Annotated in this window: 14 protein-coding genes; 5 read left to right on the forward strand and 9 right to left on the reverse strand. The window is 51.1% G+C overall.

Going from position 1 to position 17209, the window contains the following annotated elements:
- Window positions 1-111: 111 nt before the first annotated feature.
- A complete protein-coding gene (locus tag H8S75_RS17345) occupies window positions 112-816 on the reverse strand; it encodes an AraC family transcriptional regulator (RefSeq protein WP_349768939.1) in 705 nt (234 codons plus the stop codon).
- 140 nt (window positions 817-956) lie between these two features.
- Between H8S75_RS17345 and H8S75_RS17350 the strand changes: the two genes are divergently transcribed.
- A complete protein-coding gene (locus H8S75_RS17350; protein ID WP_187022728.1) occupies window positions 957-2276 on the forward strand; it encodes an alpha-glucosidase/alpha-galactosidase in 1320 nt (439 codons plus the stop codon).
- Window positions 2277-2472: 196 nt separating this feature from the next.
- Here H8S75_RS17350 and H8S75_RS17355 read toward each other — a convergent pair whose 3' ends face one another.
- The gene (locus H8S75_RS17355) at window positions 2473-3501 is read right to left on the reverse strand and encodes a substrate-binding domain-containing protein (RefSeq protein WP_187022729.1); all 1029 of its coding nucleotides are present in this window, start codon (window positions 3499-3501) and stop codon (window positions 2473-2475) included.
- A gap of 214 nt (window positions 3502-3715) precedes the next feature.
- On the opposite strand from H8S75_RS17355, the gene H8S75_RS17360 reads away from it, so the two are divergent.
- The 4 genes from H8S75_RS17360 to H8S75_RS17375 are packed head-to-tail and all read left to right on the forward strand — an operon-like array spanning window position 3716 to window position 8116.
- Window positions 3716-5005 (forward strand): uracil-xanthine permease family protein, encoded by a 1290-nt coding sequence (locus H8S75_RS17360; protein ID WP_187022730.1) that lies wholly within the window; start codon window positions 3716-3718, stop codon window positions 5003-5005.
- Between the two features lie 49 nt (window positions 5006-5054).
- Window positions 5055-6047 (forward strand): RibD family protein, encoded by a 993-nt coding sequence (locus tag H8S75_RS17365; RefSeq protein ID WP_187022731.1) that lies wholly within the window; start codon window positions 5055-5057, stop codon window positions 6045-6047.
- Between the two features lie 31 nt (window positions 6048-6078).
- On the forward strand, window positions 6079-7374 hold the full coding sequence (locus H8S75_RS17370; RefSeq protein ID WP_187022732.1) for a purine/pyrimidine permease: 1296 nt from the start codon (window positions 6079-6081) through the stop codon (window positions 7372-7374).
- A gap of 4 nt (window positions 7375-7378) precedes the next feature.
- Window positions 7379-8116 (forward strand): SDR family NAD(P)-dependent oxidoreductase, encoded by a 738-nt coding sequence (locus H8S75_RS17375; protein WP_187022733.1) that lies wholly within the window; start codon window positions 7379-7381, stop codon window positions 8114-8116.
- A gap of 76 nt (window positions 8117-8192) precedes the next feature.
- Here the strand turns inward: H8S75_RS17375 and ytvI are convergent, their stop codons facing one another.
- The 7 genes from ytvI to H8S75_RS17410 all read right to left on the reverse strand — a co-directional run bounded on the left by ytvI (window position 8193) and on the right by H8S75_RS17410 (window position 17177).
- Window positions 8193-9287, reverse strand: a complete 1095-nt coding sequence (gene ytvI / locus H8S75_RS17380; protein WP_117631470.1) for a sporulation integral membrane protein YtvI — start codon at window positions 9285-9287, stop codon at window positions 8193-8195.
- Window positions 9288-9574: 287 nt separating this feature from the next.
- Window positions 9575-10948 (reverse strand): amidohydrolase, encoded by a 1374-nt coding sequence (locus H8S75_RS17385; protein WP_187022734.1) that lies wholly within the window; start codon window positions 10946-10948, stop codon window positions 9575-9577.
- Window positions 10945-12831: an adenine deaminase C-terminal domain-containing protein gene (locus tag H8S75_RS17390; protein ID WP_187022911.1), complete on the reverse strand. Its 1887-nt coding sequence runs from the start codon at window positions 12829-12831 to the stop codon at window positions 10945-10947. Before H8S75_RS17390 ends, H8S75_RS17385 begins: the two co-directional genes overlap by 4 nt.
- 400 nt (window positions 12832-13231) lie before the next feature.
- Window positions 13232-14287, reverse strand: coding sequence for an ABC transporter substrate-binding protein (locus tag H8S75_RS17395; protein ID WP_002600803.1), 1056 nt, complete (start codon window positions 14285-14287; stop codon window positions 13232-13234).
- Between the two features lie 160 nt (window positions 14288-14447).
- A complete protein-coding gene (locus tag H8S75_RS17400; protein WP_187022735.1) occupies window positions 14448-15521 on the reverse strand; it encodes an ABC transporter ATP-binding protein in 1074 nt (357 codons plus the stop codon).
- 47 nt (window positions 15522-15568) lie between these two features.
- On the reverse strand, window positions 15569-16351 hold the full coding sequence (locus tag H8S75_RS17405; protein ID WP_002600805.1) for an ABC transporter permease: 783 nt from the start codon (window positions 16349-16351) through the stop codon (window positions 15569-15571).
- Complete coding sequence (locus H8S75_RS17410; RefSeq protein WP_002600806.1) at window positions 16344-17177, reverse strand: ABC transporter permease; 834 nt, start codon at window positions 17175-17177, stop codon at window positions 16344-16346. The genes H8S75_RS17405 and H8S75_RS17410 overlap by 8 nt, the downstream gene beginning before the upstream one ends.
- Between the last annotated feature and the right edge of the window lie 32 nt (window positions 17178-17209).

Here is a 17209-nt window from a genome sequence, read left to right on the forward strand (position 1 = left end):
TAATTATTAGCAATAACCTCTGATGGAGGGAGAGCCTCTCCTTCAGTTATTCATTAGAACAGATACCGTAACTATTAACTTGTAGTCTTGATTGACTACACCATTATTATACTAGGAGGAGGAATCGTGGTACCCGCAGGAATAGGCGATCTCGGTGATCCGGTATTCCGTCTGCACAAGCATCACCTTCGCTTCCTCTAAACGGTACCGGCTCAAATACTTCTTCGGAGACACGCCCGCCTGATGCATAAAGATACGGTAGAGATACGTCCTGTCGATCCCTACGTAATCGGCAATCTCGCTTACCTGGATCGGATAACTGTAATTATGGCGGATAAACGCGACGGCCCTCTTAAAATAGCCTTCCTCATCCACCGGGACACCACCCTTTCCCGTCCTTAAAAGGCAGGCCATAATTAAATAGAAGTATCCCAGAACCCTCTCCCGGTTTTCCTCTGCGCTTCCAAAGGAGCCAAGCAGCCCCTCAAACCAGCCGGAGACAGCGGCGATTTCCCCCATGGCACATACGGGCAGGCGGCGGTCCGGATAGTACCGTTCCAGCAGAGCTTCCGCCTCGTCACCGTCAAATGCAATCCACGCGTAACTCCACGGTTCCTCCAGATCCGCCCGGTAATACGTCACCTCTCCCGGCCTGATTAAAAATGCTTCCCCTTCCTTTAACTCATACTCTCCATATTCTGTCCGATAAATCCCCTTTCCCTTCAGGACGAAATGAATCAGCTGATGGGACCTCACCGCCGGTCCGAAGAAATGCCCCTTCTCACAGTCCTCCCTGCCGCAATAGTATACCTTCACTCTTCTCTCCCTCTCCCCTTCCGGATGCAACAAAATGACAATAAATCGGAAACAATTTTTCTATCTTGTTTTCCCGTCTCATTATATACTTTCTTCATAAGCAGCACAACAGAAAAATGAAGAAAAAGAGGAGAATCATCATGGTAAAAATTACATTTATGGGTGCCGGCAGCACCGTATTTGCAAGAAACGTCCTGGGTGACTGCATGTGCACCCCGGCTCTGTGCGACGCAGAGATCGCGCTGTACGACATTGACGGGGATCGTTTGAATGACTCTTACGTCATCCTGTCCGCAATCAACAAAAATGTCAACGAAGGCCGCGCCTCCATCCACACCTATTTAGGCGAGCCGAATCGGAAAGACGCGCTTCGTGACGCCGACTTCGTCGTAAATGCCATCCAGGTCGGCGGCTACGATCCCTGTACCATCACAGATTTCGAGGTTCCGAAAAAATACGGATTGAACCAGACCATCGCCGACACACTGGGCATCGGCGGAATCATGCGGGCGCTGCGCACCATCCCTGTGCTGGAAGATTTCGCACGCGATATGGAGGAAGTCTGCCCTGATGCTTATTTCCTGAATTATACCAATCCCATGGCCATGCTGACCGGATATATGCAGCGCTATACGAAGGTGAAGACCGTAGGATTATGCCACAGCGTTCAGACGTGCTCAAAGGCGCTTTTAACGGAGCTGGGTATGGAAGATAAGCTGGAGGGCCGCACCGAGCTGATCGCGGGAATCAACCACATGGCATGGCTCTTAAAGCTTCACGACAAAGACGGCCATGACCTCTATCCCGAGATCCGCCGCCTCGCTGATCAGAAAAACAGGGAGGAGAAGCATAAAGACATGGTGCGCTTCGAATATATCCGCCATCTCGGTTACTACTGCACCGAATCCAGCGAACACAACGCCGAATACAATCCCCTGTTCATCAAAAGTAAGTATCCGGACATGATAGAGGACTATCAGATTCCGTTAGACGAGTATCCGCGCCGCTGCATCAAACAGATCGAAGGCTGGAATCAGGAAAAGGAAAGCATCCTGAAGGATGGCGCTATCACGCACACCCGTTCCCTGGAATACGCTTCCTATATTATGGAAGCAATCGTCACCAATAAACCGTATAAGATCGGAGGAAATGTGCTCAACCACGGCCTGATCGACAACCTCCCGGCCGACGCCTGTGTGGAGGTTCCCTGTCTCGTGGACGGCAGCGGAATCACGCCATGCCACGTAGGCGCTCTCCCCACGCAGCTGGCCGCCATGAACTCCAGCAATATTTCCGTCCAGCTTCTCACTATCGAAGCGGCCAGAAACAGAGACCGACGCACCATTTACCAGGCGGCCATGATGGATCCTCATACCGCCGCCGAGTTGAATATCCCGGACATTATCGCCATGTGCGATGAGCTGATAGCAGCGCATGGGGAGTATATGAAGGAATATTAGAAACACCGCTGTAATACAGGAAGCAGCCGCGGCAGATGATTCACGCCGCAGCTGCTCTGTTTTGCCCTAAAAGCCATTCTTTTCCTTGTGCATTATGACGAAAAATAAAAATTTTTGTAAGCCCGTCTCCTAATTTTCTCTTCAAATACCAAATGGGGAAGCTAAATAAGTAAATTTCTATCGGTTCATTAAGTAATTAATTACCTTCCCCGGTTTCCAGACTCTGAACAGAATCCCTCATCACCATCTCTCCCCGGACCAGCACCATATCCGGAAGGCTTTCCGACCCCCACATCAGGCGGAGGCCGGCATTCACCGCGCTCTCCGCGATTCGGTGGGCATCCACGCGGATCGTGGTTATGGCCGGAGTTCCTGCTGTGGCAAATTTGTTGTCGTAAAAACCTGTCACAGAGACATCCTCGGGGACACGAAATCCCTGGGACTCCAGGTAATGGATAAAATAGTATGCGGTCTCATCATTGTTGCAGACAAAGGCCGTGGGCATATTCTCCGGGAGTTGGAAGACTCGTTTCGGCACGGTACCGGAGACCTCGTCCCGATCCTCAAGCACCCAGTCCTCCTGATAGGGAAGACGCCTCCGAATCACGGATTTATAATATCCCAGATACCGGTCCTCAATATCGCTGGTTGCATGGATGCTTCCCACAAATCCAATCCTGCGGTGTCCGATGCTGTATAAATACTCGGTCATCTGGTACGTGTCGTACAGCATGTCCGCAATCACCGCCGTGGCTCTGTTGGCCTTACTGTAAAAATCCACATACAAAAGAGGCAGCCCCGCAGCGTCAAGGGCGCGCAGATACGTACGCCCCAGCCATCCCAGGACAAAGATAATGTCTATCTTCTCCTCTCTTACAAAGGCCGGAATATTGCCCTCCTGCTCGTCCTTCACGGAAATCATCTCCAGCATGGCATAGTAGCCCCTCTGCCGCAGAGATTTGACAATGCTCTGATAGATATCCCAGTAAAAGGACTGCCCCGAAGCCACGAAATGGTCGGCCACCAGGATACCAACCGTGTTCGTCGCGCTTCCGCTGCGCATGCTGTCCCTGTTTCGGTATCCCAATTCCCTGGCCGTCTCCTTGATCTTCTTTTTCAGTTCCTCGCTGACACCGTCTTTATCGGCCAGCGCCTTAGACACCGTCACCGTGCTGACCCCAAGCATATTGGCGATATCCTTCATCTTAATTCCTTTTTTACTCACATCCGTATCCCCTTCTCCTTAAATTAGCTTAATTATAGGATATTTTTAAGTAATTTACAATACAGTATTTTAGTTAATTATTAGCCTCCCTGTTTTCGCAGACTAGTCTGTTTTATGTGTAAAATTCGATCCCCCCTTAACTTTGTTAATTTATTGACACAGTCTTGTGCCACTGCTATACTCCAGGCATCAACAGCATTTACGGAGGTAAATCATGGACGAATTGATCGGTACAGAAGGGCGCCTTCCTTTTAAAAGATGGGTGTCCCTCAGTTTTCAACATTTATTTTCCATGCTCGGCGGCCTTGTGGTAGCGCCGCTGATCATCGGTATTAATCCTTCCGCCACGATGTTCTGCAGCGGTGCCGGAACACTTTTCTATCTCTTTATCACCAAAAAGAAAATGCCCATATTTCTGTGCACGTCCTTTGCATATACCGCTCCGCTTCTGATTGTACGGGAAAAATACGGAGTTGAGGGCATGATGTTCGGAGTCCTGACGGCAGGCCTCATGTACGTGCTCCTCTCCCTCCTCGTGAGGCTCTGCGGAACCGGATGGATCCGCAGGCTGATGCCTCCGGTGGTCACGGCCTCTGTCATGATTGTCATCGGCCTCTCGTCCGCACTTACTGCGGTCGGTTGGTCGGGATACAATGCCTCGTCCGGGGCTGCCGCGGCACTGGAACCGTCCATGCGTCTGAAATGGATTGCCGTATCCACGATCACACTGCTGGTCGGAATTCTGGGAACCACCTGTTTCCGCGGCATTTTTTCGGTAATCCCCGTGATGCTGGCCCTGATCGCCGGCTATGCGGCCTCTCTCGTACTGGGCGTCGTCTCCCCTTCCGCCATCGCGGAAGCCATCTCCGGTCCGGTATTGGCGCTTCCTAAGCTCTGCCTGCCCCGGGCCAATATGGAAGCGGCCTTCATGACAGCTCCGCTGGCGCTGGTTACCGTTGGGGAGCACATAGCCGATGTGACGGCGGCCGGAAACGTATGCCGCCGGGATTTCATTCATGATCCGGGCCTCCACCGCTCCCTGTTTGGAGATGGGGTGGCCTCTGTGATCGCCGCCTTCTTTGGCGGTGCTCCCGTTACCACCTACAGTGAGAACATCGGGATCATGGCTCTGACCAAGGTCTGCTCCGTATCCGTGGTCTTTCTGGCTGCCTGCATAGCCATCGTGATTTCCTTTTTCGCCCCGGTGAACGCCGTTATCACAGGGATCCCCACTCCCGTGCTGGGAGGAATCAGCATTCTGCTGTTTGGAATCATCGCCATAACCGGAATCCGCATTTATATGGAGGCCCATATTGATTTCAGCAGCAACCGGAACGCCGTTATCGCTTTGTGTGTCATCGTTCTGGGACTGGGAGGTGCTTCCATCAGTTTCCATACAGGCGGCCTGTATTTTGAAATGCCTTCCATCGCGGTCGCCACCTTTACCGGTATTTTTCTGAACCTGCTGCTTCCCGGAGACAGGAACCAGCTGAAACCCGTGTGAGTTTTACAGGCCAAGCCTGTATCAAATATATTTATAAGGAGGATTTACCATGTACCAGTTAACAAAGGATTTATTCCGCATTCCAATGAAGGCGGAGGAAGTATTGTGCAGCACGGTCTATGAATCGGAGGCCCTTAAGGAATTTACGGAGGAACCGGTGAAATCGCCGAAAATCGAAGAAGTTTACGGCCACTTGAAATTTCCGAAGGCGCCGGCAGACCGTCCTTACGTCTACGCGTCCTTTATCACCACCATAGACGGAAAGATCGCGTTTCAGGATGCCAGAGACAGCGCCCTTCTTCAGACGAACAACTTTCTCGACAAGACCGGCGGCAACGCCCCGTTTTTCGTCTTCATGCTCCAGCGGGCCGCTGCCGACGCGGTCATCTGCGGCGCCGGAACCATGAGGGAGGAGCCAAATATGACGGTTCACTTATACGATGTGGATTTAGAGCAGGCGAGAATTGACAACGGTCTGCCGCCGGTTCCGCTCAACATCATTTCCACGCTGGATGGCACCGATCTTCTGTTTGACCACACCATTTTCAAAAAGGACGAAGTTCCGAAGATGATCAACACCTCCCCTGTCGGCTGGGAAGTCGTCCGTGAAAAATGCCAGAACCCGATCTTCCTGGTTGGCCCCTACCACACCATGGAGGATGTGGACTTTGTTAAGCTTGAACGGCTGCTGGAAGAAAACAAAGGAAAGATTCCCGTCGTTGTCACCGGAGAGGGTGCCCAGACCGATTCCAACATCCTGTTTCGAATCCTGCGCCATATGGGAATCGAGCGTCTCTTGATTGAGACACCGGTATATACCCACCATCTGATGATGAACGGCCTGATGGATGAATTGTTCTTAAACTATGCCTGCATTTACGTGGGGGGCGGCGCCATGTCTATCGGTCTTCACTCAAAATCATGCACCTCAACGGACCATCCGCATACAAAGATGCTGAGCATTGTCAACGCAAAGGCTTCGCCTGATCACTGGTTCTGCTTCCGCGAAGCGGTCATCCACGGTGTAAAGGGAAGGGAATAGAGCGAACTGCAAAAAAGGAGAAAAGGAAACCATGAAAAATCAGTCAACCGTTAAAAACCTTCTGGGCGGACTCCAGTGGGCCCTTTATATGATTTCCACGGGTATCGTCATGCCCGTGGTCATCGGGCAGAGCTATCACTTAAGCCCGTCGGATGCCAGCATGTACATCCAGGTTACACTGCTGTGCATCGGCCTCGCCACGATCACGCAGGCGGTCTTCGGCCACCGCCTCCCCATCAACGAAACGCCCTGCGGCCTCTGGTTCGGCATCTTCACCATGTATGCCACCATCGGAGTCACGTTATTCGGCTCAGAATCGGAAACGCTTCGCGTTCTGGAATTCTCTCTGATCCTGTGCGGTGTATTCGGATTTATTCTGAATATGCTGGGCGTCATTGAGAAGCTGGAAAAGTATTTTACACCCACCGTCGTCGGAACAAACCTGCTTCTTTTAGTGGCCCTGTGTTCGAAATTCTTCTTCCAGGCCATGACATCCGTCTACGGCGACGGTTACGGAATGAATTTGAAGGTGGTGCTCTGCTCCGTTGTCATCATCGTACTGACCTTTTTCCTGATGAACACCCGGTTAAAGGCCTATTCCGTCCTGATCAGTATCGTGGTGGGCTGGGGCCTCTACACGCTGCTGGGACTGTCCACCCCCTATGAGATGCCGTCACAGCTGGTGCGCATGCCGAGAATTTTCCCCTTCGGACCACCGCGGATTGAGCTGTCCATGATTATCACCTCGTTCTTATGCACCCTGCTGCTGGTCACTAATTTACTCAGCAGCATGAAGATCGCCCAGCAGATGGTCTCCCAGTATGATGAGGTGGCCACCGGGCGCACGAAACAGGCAGGCAACTGTTTTTCCTTTATCTATATCCTGCTGGGCTGTTTCGGTGTCACCGGACTGATCCCCACGTCGGAGGGCGGCGGCTTCGTCGTAAGCACCGGCATGACAAGGACGAAGCCCCTGATCATCGGCGGAATCATCATCGCGGCGATCAGCTTCTTCCCGCCGGTCACCAGCCTGCTCTCCATGATACCGGAGTCGGTTGGCTATGCGGCCCTCTTCGTTCCATTCGTAAGCCTGTGCGGCTTTTCCATTGAATGCCTGGAGGGCGCAGAGGACAAGAAGAGCATGTATCAGACCGTAGGACTTTCGGTGCTGATCGGCATCGGAATCATGAACGTCCCTGGAACCGGATTTACCATGGCGCTTCCGGCGTTCCTGTCCACATTTTTAAGCAATGGCCTTATTGTTGGTACCATTATCGCATTGATTATGGAAGTAATCAGAATTCATAAAAAAGAAAGGGAGAATTAAAATTATGAGTCGTTTAGAAAGAAGAGTCGCAGTCATTACAGGAGCAGCATCAGGAATCGGAGCCGGCATGGTGAGACGCTGGCTGGAAGAAGGAGCCTGTGTAGTTGGCTGTGATATCAAAGACTCCATGCCTATAGAACACGAGCGCGCCGTCTACGTGAAGGGAGATTTAAGCAGGTATGAGGATGCAAAAAACGTGATCGACACTGCCGTAAAAACGTTTGGAAAGATTGATTCCATGGTGAACTGTGCGGGGATCGCCCTCCTCGGCGGTCTGGAGGACTTATCCGTGGAAGATATGCAGAAAGAATTTGCTGTCAACGTCTTCGGCATGTTCCACATCTGCAAGGCCGCTATCCCGTATTTAAAGGAGCAGAAGGGCGCTACCATCGTCAACATCGCCTCGGACTGCGCATTTAAGACCATGAAGGGCTGGATCGGCTACGGCCCCTCAAAAGCCGCTGTGATCCAGTTAAGCCGCTGCATCGCCATGGAATATGCGCCCGATGTCCGCTGCAATATCATCTGCCCTGGCATTACAGAGACTCCTATGATCACCTGCCGTTTTGAGACCGCAGAAGATCCGGCCGCCTTACGCGCCAGCTACGAGAACCAGTATCCGATGAAACGAATCGCCCAGGTTTCCGACATGGAAAACGCCGCCCTCTTCCTCTCCACAGAAGAAAGCTCGTTCATTACAGGGGAAACGATCTGCGTCAGCGGCGGCAGCCAGATGGAATAGGCAGAATGTGAAATATCATTCATAGCTAAATGTGTCAAGTGGTCAGCCGTATTAAATTTTCATATACGGCTGATCCCTATTTAATCAAATGAATCGTCCCCTCATCATTCATTTTCTTCACAATGGTAGCGATAACCGGAAATGTAAAGATCCCCAGCACCCCGATCAGCTGCGCCCCCGCAAAAATACACAGCAGGGTGACAATCGGATGAAGCCCCACCTGCTGTCCGATCACCTTCGGTTCCAGAGTCTGCCTGACTATAGTGATAATCACATACAGAACAAAAATCCCCACTCCTAGTCCGGTCTTCCCGATAATGCAGAGAATAAGCGCCCACGGAATCAGGACCGTTCCGGTTCCCAGCACCGGGAGAATATCAACCACAGCCACCAGAAATGCCAGCAGCAGCGGCATCGGAATCTTCAGCAGCACAAATCCCAGATACAGCTCAGCAAAGGTAATCGTCATCATAAGGGCATAGACCCGGAGAATCTTCCAGATCGTCGTTCTCGCCCCCGCCGCAGTCTCCGCAATCATCTTCCTCTGCTCCTCTTTAAACTGCCGCAAAACAAAGTCCCAGATCCGGTCATAATCGATTGTGAAGAAAAAGGACGAAATAATCGTAAATATCGTCTGTACCAGAATCGCAGGAAATCCCACGATCCAGGAGGCACCCCAGCCGATCAGAGTACCTGACACGGTCATAATCCCGCTCTGCAGGGCATTTTCCAGGCTGGCGGACATCTGACTCACCCAATCCTGATATTCCGGGAAGCTGACCACGATCCGTTCAAACAGAATTCCCAGTTCCGGCTCTATCACCTCCACATAAAACTGAGGCAGCTTCCCGGCCAGGTTCTGAATAAAGGTAACGACATGGCTTGCGGAAAACAGGGCCGCCAGCACCAGAAGCCCATAAAATACCAGAAGTACCACGATCGACACCAGCGCACGCTTTCCTCCTGTCTTCTCACACAGCTTTCCGATCAGCGGCGACAGCACGGCCGCCACCGCAAGTCCTAAAATAAACGGGAAAAACATGGGAACAAACCGCTTCATCACAAAGAGAAAAATCCCTCCTAAAATGATAAAGTAGATAAAATTCGTTATAAACCGTTTCCTGCCTTCCATCCTGCGTTTCTGTACTGCACTTTCCTTACTCTCTTCCATATTTGGATATCCTTCCCTTCCTCATGCATCTTATTATGATTTTGTCCAATTCATGCACAAAAAGGCACAACCTGCCATAAAAAATGCAGGCCATGCCTTTTCTTATCATTTTTATCTCTGCGTCGCTGTCGGCGTGGTTCATTGTTTCCTCTTATCGTCATAATTTGAGCAGGCGTCTGCATGTCCACCGCTTGATGGGATATGCCGGAACGAAGCCTGCATCTGACGCCATTATAGAAACAGAAAGCCCTTTCGTCAAGCGAACTTGAGGAAGCTTAACGACATCTTTACAGAGAAAACAGTACTTCCTCCGCAAACGCAGTCTTCGCCATCTTTCCTGCCAGTTCTCCTCGTAAAACCTCCACGCTCTTTTCAGCCAGCTTCCCATCCTTTACAACGCACGTCCCTTCCACAAACACCATGTCCACATTGGAGGGGCCGGCGCTGTAGACCAGAGCCGAATAAGGATCGTAGATGGGGAACATATTGGCGGAGCGGGTCTCCACCAGAACCAGATCCGCCCGCTTTCCCACTTCAATGGAGCCGATCTTCTGCTCCATATGAAGGGCCTTCGCGCCACCGATCGTAGCCATCTCCACCACCTGCCGTGACGGAAATGCGCTCCGGTTCCTCGTCTCATTCTTATGGAAGTTGGCAAACAGCTTCATCTGCGTAAAAAGGTCCAGCGTATTGCCGCTGGCCGGCCCATCGGTGCCGAGCCCCACAAAAATCCCCAGTTCCCGCATACGGCTGACCGGAGCGACCCCCTTGGCCGCCTTCGTGTTGGAACCGATACAGTGAGCTACCGAGGCCCCCCTCTTTGCAAACAGCCGCAAATCCGCTTCCGTCATCTGGATGCAGTGTGCAGCCAGCGTATGTTTTCCCAGGACTCCCAAGGAATCCAGATATCCCGCCGGAGTCTGTTCAGAAGTCTCCCGGAAATAATCCATCTCATAATCCATTTCCGCCGTATGAAGGCTGAAGGGAGCCCCAAACGCATCGTCCAGCTTCCACGCCGCCTTAAGGAGGCCGGCAGAGCAGGTAGTCGTCCCATGCGGCGCCACACAGGCGGAAATCCTGGGATGGCCCTTGTACTTCTTCATGAGGCTCTCCCCATAGGAAAGCGCCTCATACGGGTCTTTAAAATCACAGGCTTCCTCTTCCATTATGGTTTCTCCCGCAATACCACGAATCCCCATCTCATCCATGGCACGTGCAGCCTCCGCCTCGAAATAATACATATCAAAAACTGTGGTGACCCCGGCCAGCAGCATTTCCGCCGCAGCATATTTCGTGGAAAGATAGACCAGCTCCGCATCCATGGCCCTCTGTTCCATAGGCAGCAGAAATACTCTCAGACGGTCCTTGCAGTCGTCGCCCAGACCCCGAAACGGTATCATCCCCATATGCGCATGAAGGTTTACCATACCCGGCATGAGGATTCCGCCCTTCCCGTCGATCAAACGGAGACTTTCCCCTGTTTCATCGTCCGTTTCATCGTCTGTTTCATCGTCCGTTTCCTCCGCAATCAACATATCCAGCATATCCATCGTTCCAACCGCGGTGATCTCCCCGCCTTTCCATGCGGCAAACCCGTGTTGTATCACTTCACGTGTTTCATTCATCGTCACCACGGTTACATTCGTAATAATTGTACTCACTGTTCCACTACCTTTTCTTCCTGTATCTGAAATGCTTCTACCAGAGGAATTTTTCTCTGGCTCTTCACATCGAACATACCCTGATCGCTTAGCTTGAGTTCCGGAGACACCAGAAGAGACAGTGTGGAAATGGACATAATGACATTATTGTTCACATAACCCATTCGCTCGATCTCTCCCCTCACAGCCCTGATCTCTGCCGCCAGCTCCGGAAGGCTCTTATCGGATATAATTCCGCCCACCGGCAGTTCTGCCGCCGCTGTCACCCTGCCGCCGCTCGCCGTCACATAGCCGCCCTGCATATGCACCACCTCATTCTGTGCCAGAACCATATCTTCCACAGAATTCCCCAGCACCAGCAGATTATGGCTGTCATGGGACCACGTAGTCGCCACGGCCCCTTTCTGCTCCAGCGCGTGTTCCACGAATCCCCACGAGACATTTCCATTTTTTCCATATCTCTCAAAAACAGCAGCCAGGCACAGCCCCGCCTCCTGCCAGCAAAGGTTTCCGTCCTGTACAGGAATCTCTCTCTGAACATGCTTCGCCCTGGTTCCAAAGGTCTGGATCTGCATCACATTCACCACAGCGGTTCCAGACAGTTTTTGTGCCTCACTCCCGCTTGGCTTCCCGAACAAAGCCTCTTCCCCGCACTCATTCCGACACTCTTCCTTTCGGCACTCTTCCTTCTGGTACTCTTCCTTCCAGAAATCATCAACTGGCAATATAAAATCCGATGCCAGGGCCAGCCTGCACTTCACCGAACTGTAAAAATGGTCAGGAAACCTTTTTTTCAGACTGTTTTCCAGGTCCTCCGCCGCCGCGTCCACACAGCGCTTTCCGTCTTTAAAAACCGCTTCCGGCACAAAGCTCTCCAGGTCGGGAAGAACGACGAAATCCGCCTTCTTCCCCGGCGCGATGATTCCCCTGTCGTCGAGATGCATTCTCCTGGCCGGAGTAAATGTAGCCAGATAAATTGCTTTCTCTGCCGGCATCCCCTTCGCCACCGCCAGCCTGACAATCCGGTTCAAGTGTCCTTCCATCAACCGGTCCGGCATCGTGTCATCGGTTACCAGTGCAATATTTTCATAGAGCTGCTTCCGTTTTACCACTTCCACGACTTCCTCTTTTAAAGATTTCTCCTGCAATTCCAGAAACATCCCCATATCTGTCTTCTCCAGGACCGATTCCGCCGTCTGTTCCGTATGATCCGCATCCACGCCCGCTCTGATAAACGCCGCTAAATCTCCGCCTGACAGCCCCGGACAATGCCCTTCAATTCTGACTTTTCTGCCGCATTCCCCGCAGACTTCCAGAAATCTTTTACTCTTTGTATCCCCTTCCGACACCAGATCTTTAAAGTTCATCACTTCCCCGAGACAAACCACCCGCTCATCCCGCAGAAGCTCCCGAAGTTCCTTTTCTCCAAACTCCGCCCCTGATGTCTCCATCTCTGTTCTGGTAGCCGGAACACTGGACGGAATACCATAAAAAATATCCAGCTCCGTCTCCTGTTCCATAAAACATAATATCCCTTCGAGTCCAAACACATTGGCAATCTCATGGGGATCCGCCACCACAGTTGTGACTCCAAACGGCACCACGGCCCGCGAAAATTCCTCCGGATACGTCATCGAGCTTTCCACATGCATATGAATGTCCACCAACCCGGGAATCACGAACTTTCCGGTCCCATCAAAGACCGACTCCGCTTCCCATTCCCCGCGCCGTGCTCCTACCCGCTGCTCCGAATCTCCCACAAAATCAGAAACAGGAGAAACGTCAAAAAACTTTCCTCCTGTCACTGCAATATCCATCCGTTCAAAGCACTGCCTGAAAGTCCGATAAACCCAGGCATTTTCTATCACCAGATCCACTTTCACAACCACAACACCTCCGTCATTCCCGTTAGCCAAAGTTCTCCAATTATCCCGTTTTTACTCCTCAGCCCACTTTTTACTTTCCTTCTCTCTGTTTATCCGGCTTTCTTACAGCCTCATCATCTTTCCAATCCTTTTTCTCATCAGTATCTCCGCCGCCCGCCATCTCCCACAGCTCCCCTTCGTTCACAAATTTCTATTGCCGCCTGCCCCAGCGGACTTTTCACAACCTCGCCGGAAAGCGGGCGTGGGAGAAGCGGTACCCCTGCGGAGGTACTTCTCCAGACTTAGACACATCCCCCGCAGGAGCTTAGCCCGTGCCCTGCCCGCGTCTCCCGCGCCCGCTTTCCTCAATCCACTTTGCAAAGTCCGCGTCCCTTCGCCATCACCCAAAATTTTCGAACTAAGAATTTATAATCCGATTCCACTGATCAATCCACTCTCCCAGTATGGGATTCACAAACGAATAATCAATCACCTTCGCGTTCTCCGCCGCATCGCCATACGTCATATTCGCGGACTCTTCCTCTGTAAATGCCACCTGGTTATTTGTAGGCGCCTCATTCAGTGCTTTTCCTGTCTTGGTCTGAAGCTCCTGGCTCAGTCTGTAATTGATGTACTCATAAGCCAGTTCCTTATTTTTCGAGTTCTTCGTTATACTGATCGTATTAAAGTTCGCGTATGTCACATCAGGAGTCACGTAGACGAGGCTCTGATCCGCCGCCTGAATCGTCGGCACGCCGAAATCACCAACAATGGCCGCAGAGATTTCTCCGGAGGTAAACATATTAATCAGGTCCGAAGACTTCGCATACGTCTTGACGATATTCGGTTTCAGTTCCTTAAGCGCTTCAAAGGCCGCGGCTCCCTGATCTGCTGTCACGTCCGCCCCTTTGTAATCACTCGCCATATACACCATGGCCGGTCCAAAGGTTGTAGTGATATCCGGAATGGCAATCCGTCCCTCGAGTCTCGCATCCCAAAGGTCATCAAAACTCTTAATCTCAAATCCCACATCCTCCGGATTGTACATGATACCGATGCTGTTGATGGTATAAGCGACGCCCTGTCCCGCTTCCGCCATCTTCTTCGCAGCACCGATCAAATACTTGCTGTTTTCAATTTTACTTAAGTCGATCGGCTCGAATAAGCCTTCCTCGATTCCCTTCGCTGTCATGGCCTGAGACAGCTCGATCACATCAATGACTGTTTCCGAGTCTGCCGACAATTTTGTATAACGTTCATTGGTGCTTCCTGTCTCCGTTACAATTTTGCAGCCAAATTCGTCCTCGAACGGCTTATAGACTTCCTCCTCGGATATATCCTCGCTGAGTCCATAAGTGGAAAGAATCAGTTTCTTCGTACCCTCGTCATTTTTTCCGCCCTCTGCAGAATTCGAGCTTCCACAACCGGTCAGCGCCAGCGCTGCGCAAAGAGACAATGCAATGATTTTCTTCATAATAATAGTACCTCACTTTTCTCAATTATTTATTTACTGTAACAGTTCAGACGGCGGGAAAATTGGCGCAGGAAGCAGCGTCAAGCTCGCTTGTAAGCAGCTTTATGCCCCAATTTTCACATCGGATAAATATCCGATGCTTCTTGACCGGATTTTTCGATCAAGAAGATGAGCCGTCTGAATTGTTACCGTTTACTAAAATCAGTTTTTCTTCCGGCAGGTACAGGCGAACCACCTGGCCCTCTTCATACGATTCATCCGCTGTTCTGTTCACCAGAAATTTTCCGGCTGCGGTATTAACCTCATACTGATAGCTCTTCCCCAAAAAGGTGCGCACTCCCACAGTTCCTGCCAGCACATTTACGGTCCTGTCTTCTGTATCCACCAGAATATCTTCCGGTCTGATCGTTCCGATAACCGTTTCTTCGGACGGAACCGTACCATGAGCCGTCTTCACGGAAAATGCCTCCCCGCCGTCTGTCCGGTAAATATCCCCGCCCTTATGAAGCGTAAGGAAATTCTCAAAACCGATAAACCTGGCCACAAACTCCGTCTCCGGCCTGCTGTAAATGTGCTCCGGTGTGTCATACTGTTCGATCACACCGCGGTTCATAACAGCCACCTTATCTGAGATGGAGAAGCACTCCTCCTGGTCATGGGTGACGAACAGAGTGGTGATTCCCAACTGCTTCTGAATCCGTTTGATCTCCATTCTCATATTGATGCGCAGCTTGGCATCTAAGTTGCTGAGCGGCTCATCGAGCAGCAAAAGCTTTGGCTCGATCACCAGCGCCCTGGCAAGAGCGACTCTCTGCCGCTGTCCGCCGGACATCTGCTGCGGAAAACGGTTCGCGAATTCCGTAAGTCCGCACACTTCAAGGATGTTCTTCACCTTTTTGTCCATTTCCGCCTTGTCCAGCTTCCTGATTTTCAAACCAAACGCAACATTATCATAGACTGACAAATGAGGAAACAGCGCATAACTCTGAAATACGATACCGAAATTTCTCTTATGCACCGGCACCTTTGTTAAATCCGCTCCATCCAGAGAGAAGATTCCGCCCTGCGGTTCAATAAATCCAGCCACCACCCGGAGCGTCGTCGTCTTGCCGCAGCCGCTGGGGCCTAAGAGAGATACCAGCTCACCCTCCTCTACCTCCAGATTCAGTCCCTTTAAAACCTGTTTTTTCTTATCATAACAGACATCAATATCCTTAAGTGTCATAAATGCCATCGTTTTTTCCTCCTCATTATAAGCACTCCGCGTGCCCCGCTTTCCTGCTATTTTGTCAGCGCAGCGATTCCCAGCGTCTTATCTACAATTACCATAATGATGACCGTGGCCGCCATTAAAAGCACAGATACCGCCGATACGGTCGGGTCATAATTATATTCGATATAATTCATCAGGGTTGCCGGGAACGTGGATACCCCCGGACCGGAAAGAAACATGGATACCGGAATATTATTGAAGGAATTGATAAACGCAAGCATAAAGGCCGCAGAAATTCCCGACGTGATATTCGGAAGCACCACCTTGAAAAATGCGGAAATCTTGCCGCAGCCCAGGCTCCACGCTGCTTCCTCCACCGAGAAATCAAACTGGTCCAGACTCGATCCTACCACCCGGATCACATATGGAAGCGTCACCATGAAATGGCCTGCCAGAAGTCCCGCATACACCGGAATTCTCAACGACAGCACAAGAAACTGGTAAAGCACAAAACCGATGACAATACCCGGAACAATGGTAGGCGACAGGAACACCGATTTTAAGATCCCTTTTCCCTTCATCCCGGATCTGGCCAGCGCGTAGGCCGCCGGAATTCCCACCAGAAGAGCGATAAAGGTAGCCAGAAACGCAATCTCCAGGCTCGTTAAAAACGATTTCCGGAAGGATTTCAGAGAGAAGACATTGAGAAACCATTTCATGGAAAATGACTCAATCGGAAAAGTTATGGCATTTCCCCCGCCAAACGCCGTCACGGTGATGATGATGAGCGGTATAATCAGAAATGCAAATACCAGCACCGCAAAAATCGTGAGCAGTTTATTCTTACGCATGGCTTCCTCCTCTTCTGTCCAGCCTGTTTGCCAGAGCGTTAAATCCTTTGATGACAATCAACGTCACAATAATCATAATCAGGGATATGACCGCCGCTCCATTCCAGTCACCCACAGTCATGGCGCGCTGGTAAATAAAGGTCGACAGCACCATATTTTTATTGCCGCCCAGCAGCTGCGGTGTGGTATAGGCTGTCAGCGTTCCGGTAAACACGAGGATACCGCCCACAATAATTCCCGGAAGGCTCATGGGGAAAACAACCTTCAGAAACGCGGTAAACCGGTTGGCGCCCAGGCTCTGAGCGGCTTCCATCATATCGTCCCCAATGTTCTCCATGACACCAGCCACCGTAACGATCATCAATGGAAGGAATAAGTAAACAGAACCGATGATAATGGCGAAATCGGTATATAATAATTTCACCGGTTTATCCGCAAATCCCGCGGCCATCAGAAATCGGTTCATAATCCCATTGCTTCCCAGGATATTGATCCATGCGAAGCTTCGGATGACAGAATTTGTCATCATCGGGAAAATGGAAACTGCAAGAAGGATTCCCCGCCATTTTCTGCCGCACCGGCTGATAAAATACGCGGTCGGAACACCTGCCGCCATACATGCCGCCGTCGTAATAACCGCCACCTTCACGGTCCTTGCGAATATCTTCAGATAATACTCGTCCAGGAAAAAGTCCACGTAAGAGCTTAACGGATACTCACCGGCAAAGAGCGTGGGGACCAGAACCTTCAAAAGCGGAAGAAACAGACACACCACCAGGATGACAAGTCCGGGCACCACCATAACAAATGCACTACTTTTCTTCATCTCGACCTCTCCAAATTCATTTTTATTTATTA

The sequence above is a fragment of the Hungatella hominis genome (genome assembly GCF_014288005.1).
Taxonomy (GTDB): Bacteria; Bacillota; Clostridia; order Lachnospirales; family Lachnospiraceae; genus Hungatella; species Hungatella effluvii.

Excerpts from the sequence above, each read along its gene's own strand:
- H8S75_RS17350 (WP_187022728.1), top strand. The coding sequence starts at position 957 with ATGGTAAAAATTACATTTATGGGTGCCGGCAGCACCGTATTTGCAAGA.
- H8S75_RS17360 (WP_187022730.1), top strand. The coding sequence starts at position 3,716 with ATGGACGAATTGATCGGTACAGAAGGGCGCCTTCCTTTTAAAAGATGG.
- H8S75_RS17365 (WP_187022731.1), top strand. The coding sequence starts at position 5,055 with ATGTACCAGTTAACAAAGGATTTATTCCGCATTCCAATGAAGGCGGAG.
- H8S75_RS17370 (WP_187022732.1), top strand. The coding sequence starts at position 6,079 with ATGAAAAATCAGTCAACCGTTAAAAACCTTCTGGGCGGACTCCAGTGG.
- H8S75_RS17375 (WP_187022733.1), top strand. The coding sequence starts at position 7,379 with ATGAGTCGTTTAGAAAGAAGAGTCGCAGTCATTACAGGAGCAGCATCA.
- ytvI (WP_117631470.1), bottom strand. The coding sequence starts at position 9,287 with ATGGAAGAGAGTAAGGAAAGTGCAGTACAGAAACGCAGGATGGAAGGC.
- H8S75_RS17395 (WP_002600803.1), bottom strand. The coding sequence starts at position 14,287 with ATGAAGAAAATCATTGCATTGTCTCTTTGCGCAGCGCTGGCGCTGACC.
- H8S75_RS17400 (WP_187022735.1), bottom strand. The coding sequence starts at position 15,521 with ATGGCATTTATGACACTTAAGGATATTGATGTCTGTTATGATAAGAAA.
- H8S75_RS17405 (WP_002600805.1), bottom strand. The coding sequence starts at position 16,351 with ATGCGTAAGAATAAACTGCTCACGATTTTTGCGGTGCTGGTATTTGCA.
- H8S75_RS17410 (WP_002600806.1), bottom strand. The coding sequence starts at position 17,177 with ATGAAGAAAAGTAGTGCATTTGTTATGGTGGTGCCCGGACTTGTCATC.